Source organism: Streptomyces sp. NPDC030798, assembly GCF_055572275.1.
Window position 1 is genome coordinate 179107 of record NZ_JBVIDR010000011.1, and the last position, 17798, is coordinate 196904.

The 17798-nt window shown below is 72.4% G+C and carries 15 protein-coding genes and 1 riboswitch; of the genes, 5 read left to right on the forward strand and 10 right to left on the reverse strand.

What is annotated here, in order from left to right:
* Positions 1-32 precede the first annotated feature (32 nt).
* Positions 33-1118: a DUF5937 family protein gene (locus tag ACZ404_RS25060; RefSeq protein ID WP_468443487.1), complete on the reverse strand. Its 1086-nt coding sequence runs from the start codon at positions 1116-1118 to the stop codon at positions 33-35.
* Positions 1119-1218: 100 nt separating this feature from the next.
* Here ACZ404_RS25060 and ACZ404_RS25065 point away from each other — a divergent pair, with 100 nt between their 5' ends.
* The 3 genes from ACZ404_RS25065 to ACZ404_RS25075 all read left to right on the forward strand — a co-directional run bounded on the left by ACZ404_RS25065 (position 1219) and on the right by ACZ404_RS25075 (position 5072).
* Entirely contained in the window at positions 1219-2403 is a 1185-nt protein-coding gene (locus ACZ404_RS25065; RefSeq protein WP_468443489.1) for an MFS transporter, read from the forward strand.
* Between the two features lie 147 nt (positions 2404-2550).
* The gene (locus ACZ404_RS25070; RefSeq protein WP_468443491.1) at positions 2551-4203 is read left to right on the forward strand and encodes a serine/threonine-protein kinase; all 1653 of its coding nucleotides are present in this window, start codon (positions 2551-2553) and stop codon (positions 4201-4203) included.
* Entirely contained in the window at positions 4200-5072 is an 873-nt protein-coding gene (locus ACZ404_RS25075; protein WP_468443493.1) for a hypothetical protein, read from the forward strand. Before ACZ404_RS25070 ends, ACZ404_RS25075 begins: the two co-directional genes overlap by 4 nt.
* Here ACZ404_RS25075 and ACZ404_RS25080 read toward each other — a convergent pair.
* From ACZ404_RS25080 to thrC, 6 genes are all read right to left on the reverse strand, one after another.
* The gene (locus ACZ404_RS25080; protein WP_468443495.1) at positions 5053-6657 is read right to left on the reverse strand and encodes a carboxylesterase/lipase family protein; all 1605 of its coding nucleotides are present in this window, start codon (positions 6655-6657) and stop codon (positions 5053-5055) included. The two genes, ACZ404_RS25075 and ACZ404_RS25080, sit on opposite strands and share 20 nt — an antisense overlap.
* Before the next feature lie 133 nt (positions 6658-6790).
* Positions 6791-7918 (reverse strand): NADH:flavin oxidoreductase, encoded by a 1128-nt coding sequence (locus tag ACZ404_RS25085; protein ID WP_468443497.1) that lies wholly within the window; start codon positions 7916-7918, stop codon positions 6791-6793.
* A 248-nt stretch (positions 7919-8166) separates the two neighbouring features.
* Positions 8167-9789, reverse strand: coding sequence for a chaperonin GroEL (gene groL / locus ACZ404_RS25090; RefSeq protein WP_468443499.1), 1623 nt, complete (start codon positions 9787-9789; stop codon positions 8167-8169).
* 334 nt (positions 9790-10123) lie between these two features.
* A complete protein-coding gene (locus tag ACZ404_RS25095) occupies positions 10124-10327 on the reverse strand; it encodes a cold-shock protein (protein WP_004929928.1) in 204 nt (67 codons plus the stop codon).
* A 450-nt stretch (positions 10328-10777) separates the two neighbouring features.
* Positions 10778-11053, reverse strand: a complete 276-nt coding sequence (locus ACZ404_RS25100; protein WP_468443501.1) for a MoaD/ThiS family protein — start codon at positions 11051-11053, stop codon at positions 10778-10780.
* Positions 11054-11168: 115 nt separating this feature from the next.
* Positions 11169-12455, reverse strand: a complete 1287-nt coding sequence (gene thrC, locus ACZ404_RS25105; protein ID WP_468443502.1) for a threonine synthase — start codon at positions 12453-12455, stop codon at positions 11169-11171.
* 17 nt (positions 12456-12472) lie between these two features.
* A riboswitch (SAM riboswitch) is annotated at positions 12473-12615 on the reverse strand.
* 172 nt (positions 12616-12787) lie between these two features.
* Here thrC and ACZ404_RS25110 point away from each other — a divergent pair.
* Positions 12788-13759: a glucosyl-3-phosphoglycerate synthase gene (locus ACZ404_RS25110; RefSeq protein WP_468443772.1), complete on the forward strand. Its 972-nt coding sequence runs from the start codon at positions 12788-12790 to the stop codon at positions 13757-13759.
* A 106-nt stretch (positions 13760-13865) separates the two neighbouring features.
* Entirely contained in the window at positions 13866-15287 is a 1422-nt protein-coding gene (locus ACZ404_RS25115) for an alpha,alpha-trehalose-phosphate synthase (UDP-forming) (protein WP_468443503.1), read from the forward strand.
* Positions 15288-15315: 28 nt separating this feature from the next.
* Here the strand turns inward: ACZ404_RS25115 and otsB are convergent, their stop codons facing one another.
* Genes otsB through ACZ404_RS25130 form a run of 3 tightly spaced genes read right to left on the reverse strand, consistent with a single transcriptional unit; the run spans position 15316 to position 17707 of the window.
* Positions 15316-16152 (reverse strand): trehalose-phosphatase, encoded by an 837-nt coding sequence (gene otsB, locus ACZ404_RS25120; RefSeq protein ID WP_468443505.1) that lies wholly within the window; start codon positions 16150-16152, stop codon positions 15316-15318.
* 56 nt (positions 16153-16208) lie between these two features.
* Complete coding sequence (locus ACZ404_RS25125) at positions 16209-16436, reverse strand: DUF3263 domain-containing protein (RefSeq protein ID WP_468443507.1); 228 nt, start codon at positions 16434-16436, stop codon at positions 16209-16211.
* Positions 16437-16471: 35 nt separating this feature from the next.
* Positions 16472-17707, reverse strand: a complete 1236-nt coding sequence (locus ACZ404_RS25130) for an extracellular solute-binding protein (protein ID WP_468443774.1) — start codon at positions 17705-17707, stop codon at positions 16472-16474.
* Between the last annotated feature and the right edge of the window lie 91 nt (positions 17708-17798).

A 17798-nucleotide genomic window follows, 5' to 3' on the forward strand; every position in this document is an offset into this window, starting at 1 on the left:
GATGGGAGGCCCTGGGGGTGCCCCCTGGCCGCTCAGCGCAGTACGGCCGCCAGCAGGTCCGTGCCCAGCGCCGTCACCTCGGGCAGGTTGAGGGCGTAGTGGACGTAGCGACCGCGGCGCGAGGCGGTGAGCAGCCCGGCGCGGCGCAGGACGGCCAGATGGCGGGAGACCTCCGGGGGCGAGAGCTCCCAGGCGTGGGCCAGTTCTCCGGTGGTGTGCGGACCGCGGGCCAGTGTGCGCAGCAGGCGCAGCCGTACCGGGTGGGCGAGTGCTTCAAGCCGTAGGGTGACCGATTCCAGCGACAGCGGCTCCGGCGTGCTCGCCCCGGCCACCGGGTACTGCACCACCGGCTGCCACCCGGACGCGTGCACCACCACCAGGTGCGGGTGGCCGAAGACGCTCGGCAGGAAGGTGAGCCCGCTGCCGTGCGCGGTGGTCGCGTTGTCCTGCAGCTTGTCCACCAGGATGCAGTCGCCGTCCGGTGTCAGTGTGACGGCGCCGGAGACGGAGGCGAGGGCGGCCCCGACCCCCTGACGCTTCAGCAGGTCCTTCTTCAGGCGCAGATCGGTGGCCAGTTGCCCGGCGATGCCCGACCAGGCGGCGTCGAAGAACGCCTCGGCACACTGTTCGAGGGTTCGGCGCACCCGTGCCCGCACCGCGGCGGGGTCGGCGAGCAGCCGTTCCGCGAAGGCCTCCTGCAGCGGGCCGCGCGCCTGGGCCAGATCCAGGGCCCGCTCGCGTGCCGTCGCGTCGGCGAGCGGCGACGGCGCGGTGAAGTGGACCCGGTTGCTGCCGCACGTGGTGACGAGTGCGGCGGTCACGTACATGTCGTCGCTGATCCGGTCCACGTCGTCCAGTTCCTCGGCGAGAGTCGGCCGCGGACGGGCGGGAACCAGGAAGTCGGCTCGCGAGGAACGCCACAGGAACTCCGCCTCCCGCAACCGCTCGGCGAGTTGCGGCGGCAGCTTCGACCAGACGTCCCCCGCCCAGCCGGCGAGCTGCGGGTGATGCCCGGGTTCGGCCAGCACGTGCAGCATCGCGGTCAGCTCCGCCAGTGGGGAAGCGGCGAACCGCAGCCGCCCGGACGGCAGGCCGCTGATGTCGATGCGCAGCGTCATCCCGCCATCCTCCCTGGTCGGCACGGATCCGACGGCGTCGGTTGACGGTATCCGTCAACCGACGTGCCGCGCCCGGCCGGCCGCACGCACCGTGGGCGCCATGGCAACCACCACCGGCATCCGGCCCCGTACGCTCGTCCGTGCCTCCGGCGGGCCCCGCTACGCCGTCGCCCTGGCCGTGGACGCACTCGGCACCGGCCTGCTGCGGCCCTTCCTGCTGCTCTACGGGGTGACGGTGCTGCGCCTGTCCGCACCCGTCACCGGCACTGCCATGACGGTCGGCATCGTCGCGGGTCTGGTGTGCGTCCCGGCGGTGGGCCGATGGCTGGACCGGGGCGCGCGGAGCACGGCCGTGGCGGCGTCGATGCTGGTGCGGGTGCTGGGCGTGGCCCTGCTGCTCGCGGCCCCCGCGGGGCATGTCCCGCTGTTCGTGGCGGCGGCCCTGTTCCTCGGCATCGGCAACCAGGCATGGCCGGCCGCCCACGCCGCCCTCGTGGCCACGGTGGCCCACGGCCGGGAACGCGACGCGGCCCTCGCCGCAGGCCGCGCCCTGCGCAACGCCGGCCTGGGTGTCGGCGCACTCGTCGCCACCGCCTGTCTGGCGGGCGGCACCACCGCGTTGCGGACGCTGGCCGCCGTCACCGCCCTCGCCTACCTCGCTGCGGCCGCCCTGGCGTGGTCGGTCCACGTCCGCGCCCGTCCGGCCGGCGACCCGGGCGGGAAGGGGAACGAGGAGCCCGCACCGCGCATGCGCGCGCTGCTGGCCGCCAACGTCGTCTACGTCTTCTGCCTCAACGTCCCCGAGATCGCGCTTCCGCTGGTTCTGGTCACACAGGTGCACGCGTCCCCGGTGTGGCCGGCCGTCGTCTTCGTGGCGAACACGGCCCTGGTGGTCACCCTGCAGGTTCCGGTCACCGTCATGATGTCCCGCTTCTCCCGGCGGACCGCGCTGGCCGTGGCCGGTGTGGTGCTCACCGTGTCGTACCTCGGTTTCCTCGCCGTTGCCCCGCTGGGGAACGGCTGGGGTGCCCCGGCCGTCGCCGCGGTGTCCGTGCTGTGCACCCTCGGCGAGATCGTCTACGCGGGCAGCGCCACCGCGCTCGTCACGGACCTCGCTCCGGCCCGCGTCCTGGGACGTGCCCTGGCCCGCTTCCAGCTCTCCACCGGCCTCGGCCTCGCCGTCTCCCCGGCGGTCATCACCGCTCTCGCCTCCCACGGCCCGGCCGCCCTCTGGGGTTCTCTCGCCGCCGCGACACTTCTGTCGGCCACCGCCGTCACCCGCTGACCGGGAGCCGCCCCGGGGCGCCGCCCGCGGGGAAACCCGGGGACGGTGCACCGCAACCGCAATGGCCGAAAATGTGTCTTCCCACGCGTGGCTCAGCCGTCCGGACATGTGGGAGGCTCCGGCGGCACGGCGTCCTGGGGGGATGCGATGAACACATGGGCGGTGCCCGGGTACAGCGATTCACTCGAACTCGGGTCGGGGGCGAGCGGCCGGGTGGTCCTGGCCGTGCACGAGGAGACCGGCGTTCCGGTCGCGGTGAAGTATCTCGACGAGTCACTGCGCACCCGGCCGGGCTTCGTGCACGACTTCCGGGCGGAGGCGCGGCTGCTCGGCGGGCTCCGGAGCCCGTACGTCGCGGAGTTGTACGAGTACGTGGAGAGCCCGGACGGCGCCGCCATCGTGATGGAACTGGTGGACGGTGTCTCGCTGCGGGCCCTGCTGCGCAGCCAGGGCCCACTCGAGCCCGAGGCCGCGCTCGTCGTGCTCAAGGGCTCGTTGCTCGGCCTGGCCGACGCGCACCGCGTCGGCGTCGTCCACCGCGACTACAAGCCGGAGAACGTCCTGGTCCTGCCGGACGGAGCGTCCAAGCTCGTCGACTTCGGCATCGCGGTGGACGCGGGCACCAGCGCCGGCGTGGCGGGAACACCGTCCTACATGGCGCCGGAGCAGTGGACCGGCGCACCCGCCTCTCCCGCCGCGGACGTGTACGCGGCCACGGCCACCTTCTTCGAGTGCCTGACGGGCCGTAAGCCGTACGCCGGGGACAACCTCGCCGAACTCGCGCTTCAGCACGTCGACGCTCCCATTCCCGCCGACGAGGCCCCCGAGGCGGTGCGTGAGCTGGTGCGCCGCGGTCTGGCCAAGGACCCGCGGGACCGGCAGGCCGGGGCCGCGGCCTTCGTCACGGAACTCGAGGAGGCCGCCGGCGCCGCCTACGGGCCCGACTGGGAGGAACGGGGCCGCGGCCGGCTCGCCGTCCTGGTGGCCCTGCTGCCGCTGCTGCTGCCCTCGGCCCGCGGCGCGCCCCGGAGCACGACGGACACCGCACGCACGGTGCTGGGGCCCGGGCCGGCCCGGAGCGGGGCGCGGTCGTGGCTGCCCGGCCGGCCCGGGACGCTCGTGTCGGCCGCCGCCGTACTCCTCGGTGTCCTGCTGGCCTACGGCCCCCAGTACGCCCCCGGAGCCGCCTCACAGCAGACGGCACAGGCCCTGGCCACCACCCGTGCCCGGCCTGGGGCGCAGCCGGCGGCGCCCACCGCGTCGCCTAGCTCGTCCCCGGCCGCGTCCGCGACGCCCACTGCGTCGGCCGACGTGTCGCCGTCCCCCCTCCTGTCGCCTTCAGACGCCGCGACCGGCGGTTCCGGCGACCCCGGGGCCTCCGCGACCGCTACACCGGCCACGCAGACGACGGCGCCCGGCGGTGCGGCCACCACCGGAACACCGGCCACCGCCTCGCCCTCCGCTCCCTCCGCTCCCTCCGTGAAGAGCGTCGCGGTGTCGGCCTTCCGGCAGACGGGGCCCAGCACCGCCACGGCGACCATCGACGTCACCACGGACGGCACCGGGCCGGTCTCCGTCACCGTCTCGTGGTTCACGGGCAATCTGCCGGGACAGCTCGGCGCGCCGGACGGGGCGTCCCAGACCTTCCAGCGCAGCGGCGCCACCCAGTACACGATCCCCGTCGACCACACCTTCGGCGACGGCGGCTGCTACTGGGCGGTGCAGGCCACGACCACCCCGGCCGCCGCCGGCGGTACTGCCTCGCAGCAGCTTCTGACCAGGCAGTGTGAGCTCCGGTGACGGCCCAGAACGACCGCCCGGCCGAACCTGCCGAGGACGCGGACGCCACGCAGGTGCTGCCACCAGCGACGGACGCCACCCAGGTGCTGTCACCAGCGACGGACGCCACCCAGGTGCTGCCCCTCGCGGGAGACACCACGCAGGTGCTCGCTCCCTGCGAGAAGCACGCGCCCACCGTCCGCCTGGACGGCGCCCGCGATCGCACCGGCCATTCCACCGGCGCTCCCGCTTCGAGCAACGGGCCCGGCTCCGCGGACGCCGAGTACAGCGCCACCGTGCTGGCCAGCCACTGGATCCAGAGACCCGCGCCGGACGGCACCCTCCTCGAGGAGCCGTCCACCACGGGCAACCAGCCGGTGCCCGCGGCCGATCACGCCGGGGGCGGCGTGCTGCGCTTCGGCCCGGGTGTGACCGGTGCCGTCGCCCACCGCACCCACCGGACGCTGCCGGCCGTGTCACCGCCTCCCCCGGCCCCGCGCCGACGGCTGCGCAGACACGCTCTGCCCGCGCTGGTGGTGCTCCTCGTCCTGGCCTTCCTCGCCTGGCAGCGCCTCGGGCCGCCCGTCGCGGTGCGCACGGTGGCGGTCGAGGCCCGGCCGGCGGCCCTGGGGTGCGGCGAGACGGCGGACGTCGTCGGCCTGGTCACCACGAACGGCCGTGCCGGCACGCTCTCCTACCGCTGGACCCGAAGCGACGGAACCGCTTCGGGCGTCCTGCGGGAAGTGGTGGTCCGCGGCCAGGAACAGGCCCGCCTCCACCTGCGGTGGACCTTCGAGGGCAAGGGCCACCGCACGGCACGGGCGGAACTGCACTTCCTCTCCCCGGCCCACCGGCCGGTCACCGCGCACCTCACGTACGACTGTCCCTGAGGGACCACTCGGCTGCGCAGGAAGGGGGCCGGCTCTGAAGGAGGGGCAGCGGCGCGTACTCATACCCCTCCCAGAGGCGTCTGGTGCGCTCCTCCGGGTACGCCGTGACCGTCGGCTCGGCGTCCAGGACCTGCACGAGACGCGCCTCGGTGTCGTACGCCGGCCAGCCCGGGTCTCCCGTGCGGGCGAAGGACGTCCAGGAGCGGCGGAAGTGGGCGGACACCTCCTCCGCCTCGGTGGTGACGGCGGCCTCCGCGAAGAGCAGTTTGCCGAGGTCGGCGTGGAACGTGCCGAAGAGCAGCGGGACGTCCAGCCCGTGGCAGGCGCCCAGCGCGCCGCCGAGGCCCGGGGCCGGCCAGGTGAGTTCGTAGACGTGGGCCCGGCCGCCACCCGCCCGCTGGGCCTCCGCCAGGCGCAGGGTGGGGACGGCGAACAGCCAGTCGGTCTGGACGCGTTCGAAGAGGCCGGTGGGGGTCGCGTCGGGGAAGGCCGTGCGGTACGCCCGCTCGCCCGCCTCGCCGCCGGGGGCCAGCAGGCGCAGGGTCGCCGTCGCCCTCTCCTCCGTGATCCGGCCGAGCATGCCGCCCAAGGCCAGGAACAGGCGGAACTCGTCGCGGTTGTGACCGGTGAGGAGGTCGATGTCCCGCGCCGCGCCCGCCGCAAGCGCCTGCCAGGGTGTGGTGGGCAGTACGTCGCCGTCGACGACCGGGGAGAACGGCGTGGCGGTGGGCGCCGCCTGGCCCCAACGGTCGGTGTACTGGCCCATCTTGGCCGCCAGGGCCTGGCCGGCCTCGGTCAGCCGGCGGGGGTCCACCGCGGCCAGGTCCGCCGCCGTGGGCCGGCGGCCCGCCTCCGCCGCCAGCGCCCGGCCGATGTCGAGCGCCAGTGCGTCGGAGAAGAACGTCCCCGGCACGCTCTGCGCCACCGCCCGCCGGAACAGGCCGCGGGCCCGCTCCATCGCCAGCAGTGACGCCACCGAACCCGCCCCGGCCGACTCGCCGAGCACGGTGACCTGCCCGGGGTCGCCGCCGAACGCCGCGATGTTCTCCCGCACCCACTCCAGGGCCGCGACCTGGTCCAGCAGGCCCCGGTTCGCCGGGGCGCCCTCGATACGGGCGAACCCTTCCATGCCCACCCGGTAGTTGAAGGTGACGACCACGACGTCGCCGTCCCGCGCGATGCGCCGCGCGTCGTAGCCGGGCTGGCCGGAGTGGCCCAGTTTGTACGCACCGCCGTAGATCCACACCATGACCGGGCGGGCCGACGCCGGGTCCGGGTCGGGGGTCCAGACGTTCAGCGTCAGCCAGTCGTCGCCCAGCGGGACGGCCGGGGCGGCCGCCGGGCCCTGGAGGCCGGGCTCCTGCGGGGGCGGCGGACCGAACGCGGACGCCTCCCGCGTGCCCTCCCAGGACCGCACCGGGCGCGGGGCCTGGAACCGGGCCTCGCCGACCGGCGGCTCGGCGAACGGGATGCCCCGGAAGACCGCCAGCCCCTCCTCGCGCCGCCCGCGCACCGCCCCGGCAGCGGTCCGCACCACCGGCCCACCGGCCCCCGTGGCCGGGTCCCGCGACTCGCTCGTCGTCATGCTCGCTCCCCTCACTGGTCGTCAGGAGAACGTACGGGAGCGGTCACTGGTGCCCGGCCGGGGGCACGGTGCCGGTGCCGGCGTGTCGTCCGGCTTCGGCCGAGCGCCTTCGGCGCCGCCGCGCCGTACGGCGTCAGCTGAGCGTCTTCAGCGCCGCCGCGTCGTACGGCTTCAGCTCGTCGAAGCGGTCGGCGAGGACCTTCGCGGCCCACTCGGGGTCCTGGAGCAGGGCGCGGCCCACGGCGACCATGTCGAACTCGTCGGCCTCCAGCCGGTCCAGCAGGTTGTCGATGCCCTTGACCGGGGAGCCCTCGCCCTGGAAGGCGTTGATGAAGTCGCCGTCGAGGCCGACCGAGCCGACGGTGATGACCGGCTTGCCGGTGATCTTCTTCGTCCAGCCCGCGAGGTTGAGGTCGGAGCCCTCGAACTCGGGGAGCCAGTAGCGGCGGGTGGAGGCGTGGAAGGCGTCGACGCCGGCGGCGGCCAGCGGGGTGAGGATCGCCTCCAGCTCCTCGGGGGTCTCGGCGAGACGAGCGGTGTAGTCCTGCTGCTTCCACTGCGAGTAGCGGAAGAGGATGGGGAAGTCGGGCGAGACGGCCTCGCGGACCGCGGCGACGATCTCCGCCGCGAACCTGGTGCGGGAGACCGGGTCGCCGCCGTAGGCGTCGGTACGGCGGTTGGTGCCCTCCCACAGGAACTGGTCGAGGAGGTAGCCGTGGGCGCCGTGCAGCTCCACGCCGTCGAAGCCGATGCGCTCGGCGGCGGCAGCGGCCTCGGCGAACGCGGCGACGACGTCGTCCACGTCCGTCTGCGTCATCGCCTTGCCGGTGGCCTCGGCGCCGGCGGTGACCAGGCCGGACGGGCCGACGGCGGGTGCGCCCGCGAAGGGGGGCTCGCCCTGCTTGCGGACCATGCCGATGTGCCAGAGCTGCGGGACGATCGTGCCGCCCGCCGCGTGCACCGCCTCGGCGACCTTCGCCCAACCCGCGAGCTGCTCCTCGCCGTGGAACCGGGGGACCCGGTCGCTCTGCCCGGCAGAGTCGTGGCCGACGTAGGTACCCTCGGTGACGATCAGACCGACGCCGGCGGCGGCCCGGCGGGAGTAGTACGACACGACGTCCTCGCCGGGAATGCCGCCCGGGGAGAACATCCGGGTCATCGGCGCCATCACGATCCGGTTGGGAACCGTGAGGCCGTTCAGGGCGATCGGACGGGACAGGATCTGGGCCGCTCGGGAAGTGGCGGGCGTCGTGACGGACACGTGGGGGCTCCTCGGTATGGCTCTGCTGACCGGACGGTATGTGTGTGCGCATTGTTGCAGCTTCTGAAGTAACCACCTGTGCGCCGGCCCGCATTCCGTCCCGGCCCACGCCACGACGTGACACCACTCACACTGACCGCCCGCCGCGAAGGCACCCTCGGCAGCAACAGCCCGAGGGCGGTACTCCCAGCACAGTCGCTGGGGGTACCGCCCTCGGTCAGAAGGACAGGTGATCGGCCCGGGGGCGATCAGAAGTCCATGTCACCGCCCGGCATGCCGCCGCCGGCCGGGGCCGCGGCCTTCTCCGGCTTGTCGGCGATGACGGCCTCGGTGGTGAGGAACAGCGCGGCGATGGAGGCGGCGTTCTGCAGCGCGGAACGGGTCACCTTCGCCGGGTCGATGATGCCCTCGGCGACCAGGTCGACGTACTCGCCGGTCGCGGCGTTCAGGCCGTGGCCCGGGGTCAGGTTGCGCACCTTCTCCACCACGACACCGCCCTCGAGGCCGGCGTTGACGGCGATCTGCTTCAGCGGGGCCTCGAGCGCGAGCTTCACGGCCTGGGCGCCGGTCGCCTCGTCACCCTCGAGCTCCAGCTTCTCGAAGACCTGGGAGGCCTGCAGCAGGGCCACGCCACCACCGGCGACGATGCCCTCCTCGACGGCCGCCTTGGCGTTGCGCACGGCGTCCTCGATGCGGTGCTTGCGCTCCTTGAGCTCCACCTCGGTGGCGGCACCGGCCTTGATGACCGCGACACCGCCGGCGAGCTTCGCCAGGCGCTCCTGCAGCTTCTCGCGGTCGTAGTCCGAGTCGCTGTTCTCGATCTCGGCGCGGATCTGGTTCACACGGCCGTTGACCTGCTCCGAGGAGCCGGCACCGTCGACGATGGTGGTCTCGTCCTTGGTGATGACGACCTTGCGGGCGCGGCCCAGGAGGTCCAGGGTCGCGTTCTCCAGCTTGAGGCCGACCTCCTCGGAGATGACCTCGCCGCCCGTGAGGATGGCGATGTCGCCGAGCATGGCCTTGCGGCGGTCACCGAAGCCCGGGGCCTTGACGGCGACGGACTTGAAGGTGCCGCGGATCTTGTTGACGACGAGGGTCGACAGGGCCTCGCCCTCGACGTCCTCGGCGATGATCAGCAGCGGCTTGCCCGACTGCATGACCTTCTCCAGCAGCGGGAGCAGGTCCTTGACGGAGCCGATCTTGGAGTTCGCGATGAGGATGTACGGGTCCTCGAGCGACGCCTCCATGCGCTCCATGTCGGTCGCGAAGTAGGCGGAGATGTAGCCCTTGTCGAAGCGCATGCCCTCGGTGAGCTCGAGCTCCAGACCGAAGGTGTTGCTCTCCTCGACGGTGATGACGCCTTCCTTGCCGACCTTGTCCATGGCCTCGGCGATCAGCTCGCCGATCTGGGTGTCGGCGGCGGAGATGGACGCGGTGGAGGCGATCTGCTCCTTGGTCTCGACGTCCTTCGCCTGCTCCAGCAGGGCGGCGGAGACGGCCTCGACGGCCTTCTCGATACCGCGCTTGAGGGCCATCGGGTTGGCGCCGGCGGCTACGTTGCGCAGGCCTTCCTTGACCAGGGCCTGGGCGAGCACGGTCGCGGTGGTCGTACCGTCACCGGCGACGTCGTCCGTCTTCTTGGCGACTTCCTTGACCAGCTCGGCGCCGATCTTCTCGTACGGGTCCTCGAGCTCGATCTCCTTGGCGATGGAGACACCATCGTTGGTGATCGTGGGGGCGCCCCACTTCTTCTCGAGGACGACGTTGCGGCCCTTGGGGCCGAGCGTCACCTTGACGGCGTCCGCGAGCTGGTTCATGCCGCGCTCGAGGCCGCGCCGCGCCTCCTCGTCGAACGCGATGATCTTGGCCATGTGAAGTGGTCCCTCCAGGACTGGGGGTGATTCCTTCGGACCGCGCCCGCGCCCGCGACGGACGGCTCGCCGGCCTCGTGGTTCCTTGCCCCACCCGGCCCGCGGGCCTCACCGACCCGGTCCTTCACTGTCACTCTCACCTTCAGAGTGCTAACGCAATGATTAGCACTCGGCATGGTCGAGTGCAAGCGCCTCCCGGTATGCGGCGGGGGCGTCAGCCGCCCGCGAACACCGGGCCGGCGGCCGGGTCGGGCACCCCGGGGCGTCCCCCGCGTCCGGGCATGCGGAGGGCCCGCACCCTGTGCGTGGTGCGGGCCCTTCGTACAAGAAACGTTCAGGCGCTGAGGCGAACCATGTCGGCCTGCGGGCCCTTCTGGCCCTGCGAGATCTCGAACTCCACCCGCTGGCCCTCTTCCAGGGTGCGGTAGCCGTCCATCTGAATGGCGCTGTAGTGGACGAAGACGTCCGCACCACCGTCGACCGCGATGAAGCCGTACCCCTTCTCCGCGTTGAACCACTTGACGGTGCCCTGAGCCATGCCTAACTCCCCTATTACTGGCCCTTGCACAGATCCGCACTTCGCGGACCCGGGTCAGACCTCACCCCCCATTGGTCGGGGGCGTGCGCCGGAACGCGTCGACCGCGGCTGAATGTATCTGTCCAACTGCCGTCTGCAACAGGTCAATCGGACGAGAATTCTGGACGAGAACGATCCGGAATGTGGGGAGAATTCGCCAGACTTCGGGGCAAGTCGGGCTCCACAAAGCGCGCAAATGCCGCAGAAAACCCACGCATTTTGGCTACTTCTTGTGGGCGTGCGGGCGTGAATCCGGGGCTTGCGCCCCGCAGCCGCGGAACGCGTTCCCCAACTGTACCGCGCTCAATCACACAGAATGGCCCCCTCCGTTTCTCTCACGGAGGAGGCCATTCGATGAACAATCGGTAACCGGTGTTACCGAAGGTAATGATCGGTCATTCGGTCAGCCTGTCAGCCACCGGCGACGGCCGGAATGATGGAGACGCCGGCGCCGTCCGGCGTGGCGGTCTGAAGGCCCTGCTCGAAGCGGACGTCGTCGTCGTTGACGTACACGTTGACGAAGCGGCGCAGCTTGCCCTGGTCGTCCAGCACGCGGGCGGCGATCCCCGTGTGGTTCTTCTCCAGGTTCTCGATGACCTCGGCGAGGGTCGCGCCCTCGGCGCTGACCTCGGCCTGGCCGCCGGTGTAGGTGCGCAGGATGGTGGGGATGCGAACGGTCACGCTCACGATGAAACCTCCGGTCGGGGTGTCGCCCCAGGGCGCGGGGCTGGGCTGATGTGCGGCTTCGCCCACGGGGCGCGACCAGCCCCCACCGGCCCGCAGACGCAACGACAGGACGGGACTACTGGGCGAGCCCCGCCTCGCGGAACGAGTCGAGGGTGGGACGAATCGTCGCGGTGAGGCCCGTGCCGGCCACCGCGTCGAGGGTCTTCAGGCCGTCGCCGGTGTTGAGGACGACCGTCGTCTTCGCCGGGTCCAGGACGCCGGCCTTGAGCAGCTTGCGGGTGACGCCGACGGTGACGCCGCCCGCCGTCTCCGCGAAGACGCCCTCGGTGCGGGCCAGCAGCTTGATGGCGTCCACGACCTCCTCGTCCGTCACGTCCTCCACGGCGCCGCCGGTGCGGCGCGCGATGTCGAGGACGTACGGCCCGTCGGCCGGGTTGCCGATGGCGAGCGACTTGGCGATGGTGTTCGGCTTCTGGGGGCGGACGACGTCGTGGCCGGCCTTGAAGGCGGTGGACACCGGGGAGCAGCCCTCGGCCTGGGCGCCGAAGATCTTGTACGGCTTGTCCTCGACCAGGCCGAGCTTGATCAGCTCCTGCAGGCCCTTGTCGATCTTGGTGAGCTGGGAGCCGGAGGCGATCGGGACGACGATCTGGTCCGGCAGCCGCCAGCCGAGCTGCTCGCAGATCTCGTACGCCAGGGTCTTGGAGCCCTCGGCGTAGTACGGCCGCAGGTTGACGTTGACGAAGCCCCAGCCCTCGCCGGCCGGGTCGCCGATCAGCTCGGAGCAGAAACGGTTCACGTCGTCGTAGTTGCCGTCGATGCCGACGAGGTCGCCGCCGTAGACCGCGGCCATGACGACCTTGCCCTGCTCCAGGTCGTGCGGGATGAACACGCAGGAGCGGAAGCCGGCCCGGGCGGCGGCGGCGCCGACCGCGCCGGCCAGGTTGCCGGTGGAGGAGCAGGAGAGGGTGGTGAAGCCGAAGGCGCGGGCGGCCTCCAGGGCCTGGGCGACGACGCGGTCCTTGAAGGAGTGCGTCGGGTTGCCGGAGTCGTCCTTCACGTACAGGCCGCCGGAGACGCCCAGCTCGCGGGCGAGGTTGTCGGCCTTGACGAGCGGGGTCCAGCCCGGGTTCAGGTTCGGCTTGCCGGCCACGTCGGCGGGGACGGGCAGCAGCGGCGCGTAGCGCCAGATGTTCGCGGGGCCCGCCTCGATGCGCGCACGCAGTTCCTCGGTGTCGTAGACCGAGAAGTCGTAGGCGATCTCCAGCGGGCCGAAACACTCCTCGCAGGCGAAGACCGGTCCGAGGGGCACCCGGTGACCGCACTCGCGGCAGCTCAGGGCCGCGGCGGGGCCGAGGTCGACGGTGGGATTGCTGGAGCTTGCAACTGTCTGCACAGCCATGGAGGCGAGGCCCTTTCTCCTCATCTTCCTCACGGCGCACTTCGCCGTGAGACGGATTTGGCACCTTCCCTAGCCGGGAGCCTCGCTCGGAAGACGAGTACCGGCTGGAGGGTTGCCGGGGCTTCATCGGGCCGTGTCCCTCTGCCCCTCTGGATGAGCTGTATGCGGTTGTGGGCGCCGGCGACCCCCGACATGCGATGGTCATCGGCGTTGTTCAAGACTGTAACCGAAGGCCAGGACAGTTGAGATAGTCGTCCGAACCGCGAGATGGATCACAAGGGGACCCCATGGAGTCACCGTGTGTGATCACGAACAGTGAGGAGCCGCAGACCGTGCTGGAAGAAGTCGAGCGCTGGTTGGCCACCCGCTCCTGGTCCGTGGCCGACCGTCCGCTGCACCGCGTCCTGGCCGCCAAGCAGCGCACGGGCCAGTCCGTCTCCGTCGTCCTGCCCGCGCTCAACGAGGAGGAGACGGTCGGCGACATCGTCGCGGTCATCCGCCACGACCTCATGGAGCAGGCTCCACTGGTCGACGAGATCGTCGTCGTCGACTCCGGGTCCACCGACCGTACGTCGGCGGTCGCCGCGGCCGCGGGGGCGCGGGTCGTCCACCGCGACGAGATCCTCCCGCGCATCCCGGCCGTGCCCGGCAAGGGCGAGGTGCTGTGGCGCTCGCTGCTCGTCACCGGCGGGGACATCGTCTGTTTCGTCGACGCCGATCTCAGGGAGTTCTCCTCCGACTTCGTCCTCGGCATCGTCGGGCCGCTGCTGACCGAGCCGGACGTCGACCTGGTCAAGGCGATGTACGACCGCCCGCTCGGCACCGAGCTGGATGCGCCCGCCTCCGGCAGGACCGCCGGGCAGGGCGGCCGGGTCACCGAACTGATGGCCCGGCCGCTGCTGAACATGCACTGGCCCCAGCTGGCCGGGTTCGTCCAGCCGCTGGGCGGCGAGTACGCGGCCCGCCGCACCCTGCTGGAGCAGCTTCCGTTCCCGGTGGGGTACGGCGTGGAGCTGGGCATGCTGGTGGACGCGCTGCATCTGGTGGGCCTGGACGCGCTGGCCCAGGTCGACGTGGGCGTGCGCAAGCACCGCCACCAGGACGGCCAGGCCCTCGGCCGCATGGCGGCGGCCATCTACCGCACGGCCCAGCTCCGGCTGGCCCGCGGCCATCTGATCCGGCCGACCCTGACCCAGTTCGAGCGGGGCGCGGAGGGCTTCGAACCGCGCACCTACTCGGTGGACACGGAGGAGCGGCCGCCGATGGCGGAGATCGCGGAGTACGCGGCGCGGCGGGTGGCCTGAAGGGGCGGCGGAGGACCGTGAGGACGCGCGAGAACGGCTGTATACAGCCCCCTTGCCGGGCTTGCCGTACGTTTGAGCGTTTCCGGGCCGGGCTAGGTTGAGGCGTATGGCTTCCACGCACGGTGCTGAGGTGCTGGTCGCGTCCAATCGCGGCCCGGTTTCGTATGAGGTGCGCGAGGGAGGTTCGCTGCACGCCAGACGGGGCGGTGGCGGGCTGGTCTCCGGGCTGTCGGCCATCGGGCCGGACGCCAACGCGGTCTGGGTGTGCGCCGCGCTCGGCGACGGCGACCGGGAGGCGGTACGGCGGGCCGGCGGCGGGCTGCTGCCCACCGAGGACACCGGCGGGCAGCACGTGCGGATGCTCGGCATCGACCCGGCCGTGCACGCCGACGCCTACAACGGCATCGCCAACTCCGTGCTCTGGTTCGTCCACCACATGCTGTACCAGACCCCGCTGGAGCCGCTGTTCGACGCCGGTTTCCGCCGGCAGTGGGCGTCGTACCAGGCGTACAACCGCGCCTTCGCCGAGGCCCTGGCCGAGGAGGCGGCCGAGGGCGCCGCGGTGCTCGTCCAGGACTACCACCTGGCCCTCGCCCCCCGGATGCTCCGCCAGCTCCGCCCCGACCTGCGCATCGGCCACTTCTCCCACACCCCCTGGGCTCCGCCGGACTACTTCCGGCTGCTGCCCGACGACATCGCGGCCGAGCTGCTCACCGGCATCCTCGGCGCGGACCGGGCGGCATTCCTGACCCGGCGGTGGGCGGACGCCTTCACCGACTGCTGTCACGCCGTGCTCGGCCCCGGCATCCCCTCCGGCACCCGGATCGGCGTGCACGGGCTGGGCGCGGACGCGGACTTCCTGCGCGAGCGCTCGCACCGGGCCGACGTGGACGAACGGATGGCCGCGCTGCGGGCGGAGATCGGCGAGGGGCGCAAGGCCGTCGTCCGGGTGGACCGCACCGAGCTGTCCAAGAACATCGTGCGCGGCCTGCTGGCGTACCGGCAGCTGCTGGAGGACCACCCGGAGTGGCGCGAGCGCGTGGTGCACGTCGCCTTCGCCTACCCCTCGCGGCAGGACCTCGCGGTCTACCGGGAGTACACCGCCGAGGTGCAGCAGGTGGCGCAGGAGATCAATTCCGTGTACGGGACGCCCGGCTGGACTCCGGTGGTGCTGCACGTGAAGGACGACTTCGCGCGTTCGCTGGCCGCCTACCGGCTCGCCGACGTGGCTCTCGTCAATCCCATCCGGGACGGCATGAACCTCGTCGCCAAGGAGGTCCCGATCGTCTCCGACGAGGGCTGCGCGCTGGTGCTGTCGCGGGAGGCGGGGGCGTACGAGGAGCTGGGCGAGGACGCGATCGTGGTGAACCCGTACGACATCGGGGGCACGGCGAGGGCGCTGCACGAGGCGCTGAGCATGCCGCCGGGCGAGCGGGCCGAGCGGGCGAAGAGGCTGGCCGCGGCGGCCACGGCCCTGCCGCCGACGCGGTGGTTCCTGGATCAGCTCGATGCGCTGAAGAAGGGGTGACACCGGCCGGCGGGCAGGGCCCGCGGTGTCAGCCGAGCCGCGCCGCCAGGGCGCGCAGCAGGGCCACGACGCCGCCGGGGCCGTCGACCACCAGGTCCGCCCGTTCGGCCAGCTCGGTGACCTCGGTGCTGCCGCTGCAGACCAGGAGGCCGGGCAGGCCGTCCGAGCGGAGTTTCTCGACCGCCGCGAAGGCGGGGAGGTCGCCGAGGTCGTCGCCGGCGTAGAGGACGCAGCCGGCGGTGGTGCGGCGGACGTGGTCGAGGAGGGCGACGCCCTTGTCCATGCCGGGCGGGCGCAGTTCCAGCACCAGCCGGCCGGGTTCGACGATCAGGCCGTGCCGGGTGGCGAGGTCGGTGAGCGGCGCGCGCAGGGCCTCGAAGGCGGCCTGCGGGTCCTCCGCGCGGCGGGTGTGGACGGCAACGGCCCGCCCCTTCTCCTCGATCCATGTGCCCTGCGAGGCGCCGGCGCTCTCCAGGAGGCCGGGCAGCTCCGCCCGGACGGCGGCCACGCCGGGGTGCGGGGCGGGGGCGGTGACCTCGCCGGTTGCCGCGCTCCAGCGTTCGGCGCCGTAGTGGCCGAGGACGGTGAGGTGCTCCAGGCCGGGTACGGCCGCGAAGCCGCCGTGGTGCACCGCGACCTCGGCGGGTCTGCCGGTGATCACGGCGATGGAGGCGACCTTGGGGGCGAGGGCGGCCAGGGCCGGGACGACGTCGGGGTGGGCGCGGGCCTGCTCGGGGTCCTCGACGATCGGGGCGAGGGTGCCGTCGAAGTCGAGGCCGATCAGTGCGGTGCGGGGGTTCTCCAGCAGGGTGTGCAGGGCGTCGCGGCCGGGTGGGGTGGTGGGGGTCGGGAGGTGGGCGTCCATACAGCGACATGTATCCCGTGCGGGTGGCGGGCACTCCTGGGCCCCGCCCGGGGCCCTCAGCGCTCGGCCCGCCGCGCCTCCCGTACCCGTCGCAGTCTGTTCACCGTCACCGGGTCCGCCGCCAGTGCCCGCTCGTCGTCCAGCAGGGCGTTGAGCAGCTGGTAGTAGCGCACCGGGGCCAGCCCCAGTTCCTCGCGTATCGCCCGCTCCTTCGCGCCGGGGCCGGGGAAGGCGCGGCGCTCCAGGGCGAGGACGGCCTGTTCGCGGGTGCCCAGTTCCTCCATGTGCGCCACCGTAGCGCCGGGCACTGACAGCAGGGTCAGCGGTGGGCGGCGCTGTCCGCGCTGTCGGCCGCCGACGCCGTCGACTGCAGGCGGGTCAGGACGGCGGAGGGGCTGCCGCCGGGGGCGACGGCCTGGCCGATGCTCTTCTTCACGGCCGCGCTGACCGCCGCCCAGGAGGTCTTGCCGACGGGGTACAGCTCGGAGGTGGGCAGCTGTTCGAGGAACGGGTGCAGGTCCTTGTCGCGGGCGGCGTTCGAGTCGGTCATGGTGGTGGACGCGGAGCCGGTGACCGGCAGCAGTCCGTACTCGCGGGAGAAGGCGAGGACGTTCTTCTCCGTGTAGACGTAGTCGAGGAAGTCGCCGATCTGGTCGGCGTGCCCGTTCTGCTTGAAGCCCATCATCCAGTCGGCGACGCCCATCGAGGCCTTGGCCTTGCCGGTCCGGCCCGGCATCGGGACCATGCCGAACTTCACGCCCTTCCGGGCGGCCTGCTGGATCAGCGTGGGGTGCCCGTTGAGCATGCCGACCTGGCCGTCGGCGAAGGCGCCGAAGGCGTCCGCGCGGTTGAGTCTGCCGGGGGCGACCGGGCCGGTCAGGCCCTTGCCGACCAGTTCGTCCTTGAGCCAGGTGAAGGTCTGTATGTTCTGGGCGGAGTCGATGGTGTAGGTGCCCATGTCGTCGGTGTAGCCGTTGCCGCCGCTCAGCAGCCACTGCATGGTCTCGGCCTGGGCCTCCTCGGGGCCGAGGGGCAGGGCGTAGGGGTACTTCACGCCCTTGGCCTTGAGGGCCCTGGCGTCGGCCGCCAGCTCGCTCCAGGTGGTGGGCGGGGTGATGCCGGCCTCGCTGAACAGGGTCTTGTTGTAGAAGAGCACCCGGGTGGAGGCGGCGAACGGGATGCCGTACTGCACGTGCTGCCACTGGCCCGCGTCGGCGAGCTGGGAGAGGAGGTCGGCCTGGGTGCGGATGGAGAGCAGGTCGGAGGCCGGGTACAGCTTGCCCGCGGCCGCGTAGTCGGCGTAGGCGCCGATCTGGGCCAGGTCCGGGGCGTTGCCGGCGTCGACCATCTCCTTGACCTTGCGGTCGACGTCGTTCCAGGAGTAGACGCTGACCTGCACCTTCACATCCGGGTGCTGGTGCTCGTAGCCCTGGACGAGCTGGTCCCAGTACTTCTTGGAGCTGTTGGCGGCCGAGTCGCCGTAGTCCGCCGCGACGAGTCTCAACGTCACGTCGGAGGACTCCGTGCTGCCGCATCCGCCGAGGACCGCCGTCATGCCCAGCGCGGACACCACCGCGATCGTTCCTGCCCCACGACGACTGCGCCGACCCACCGTCAAAACCCCAACTCCGCTGTCTGACCGTTCA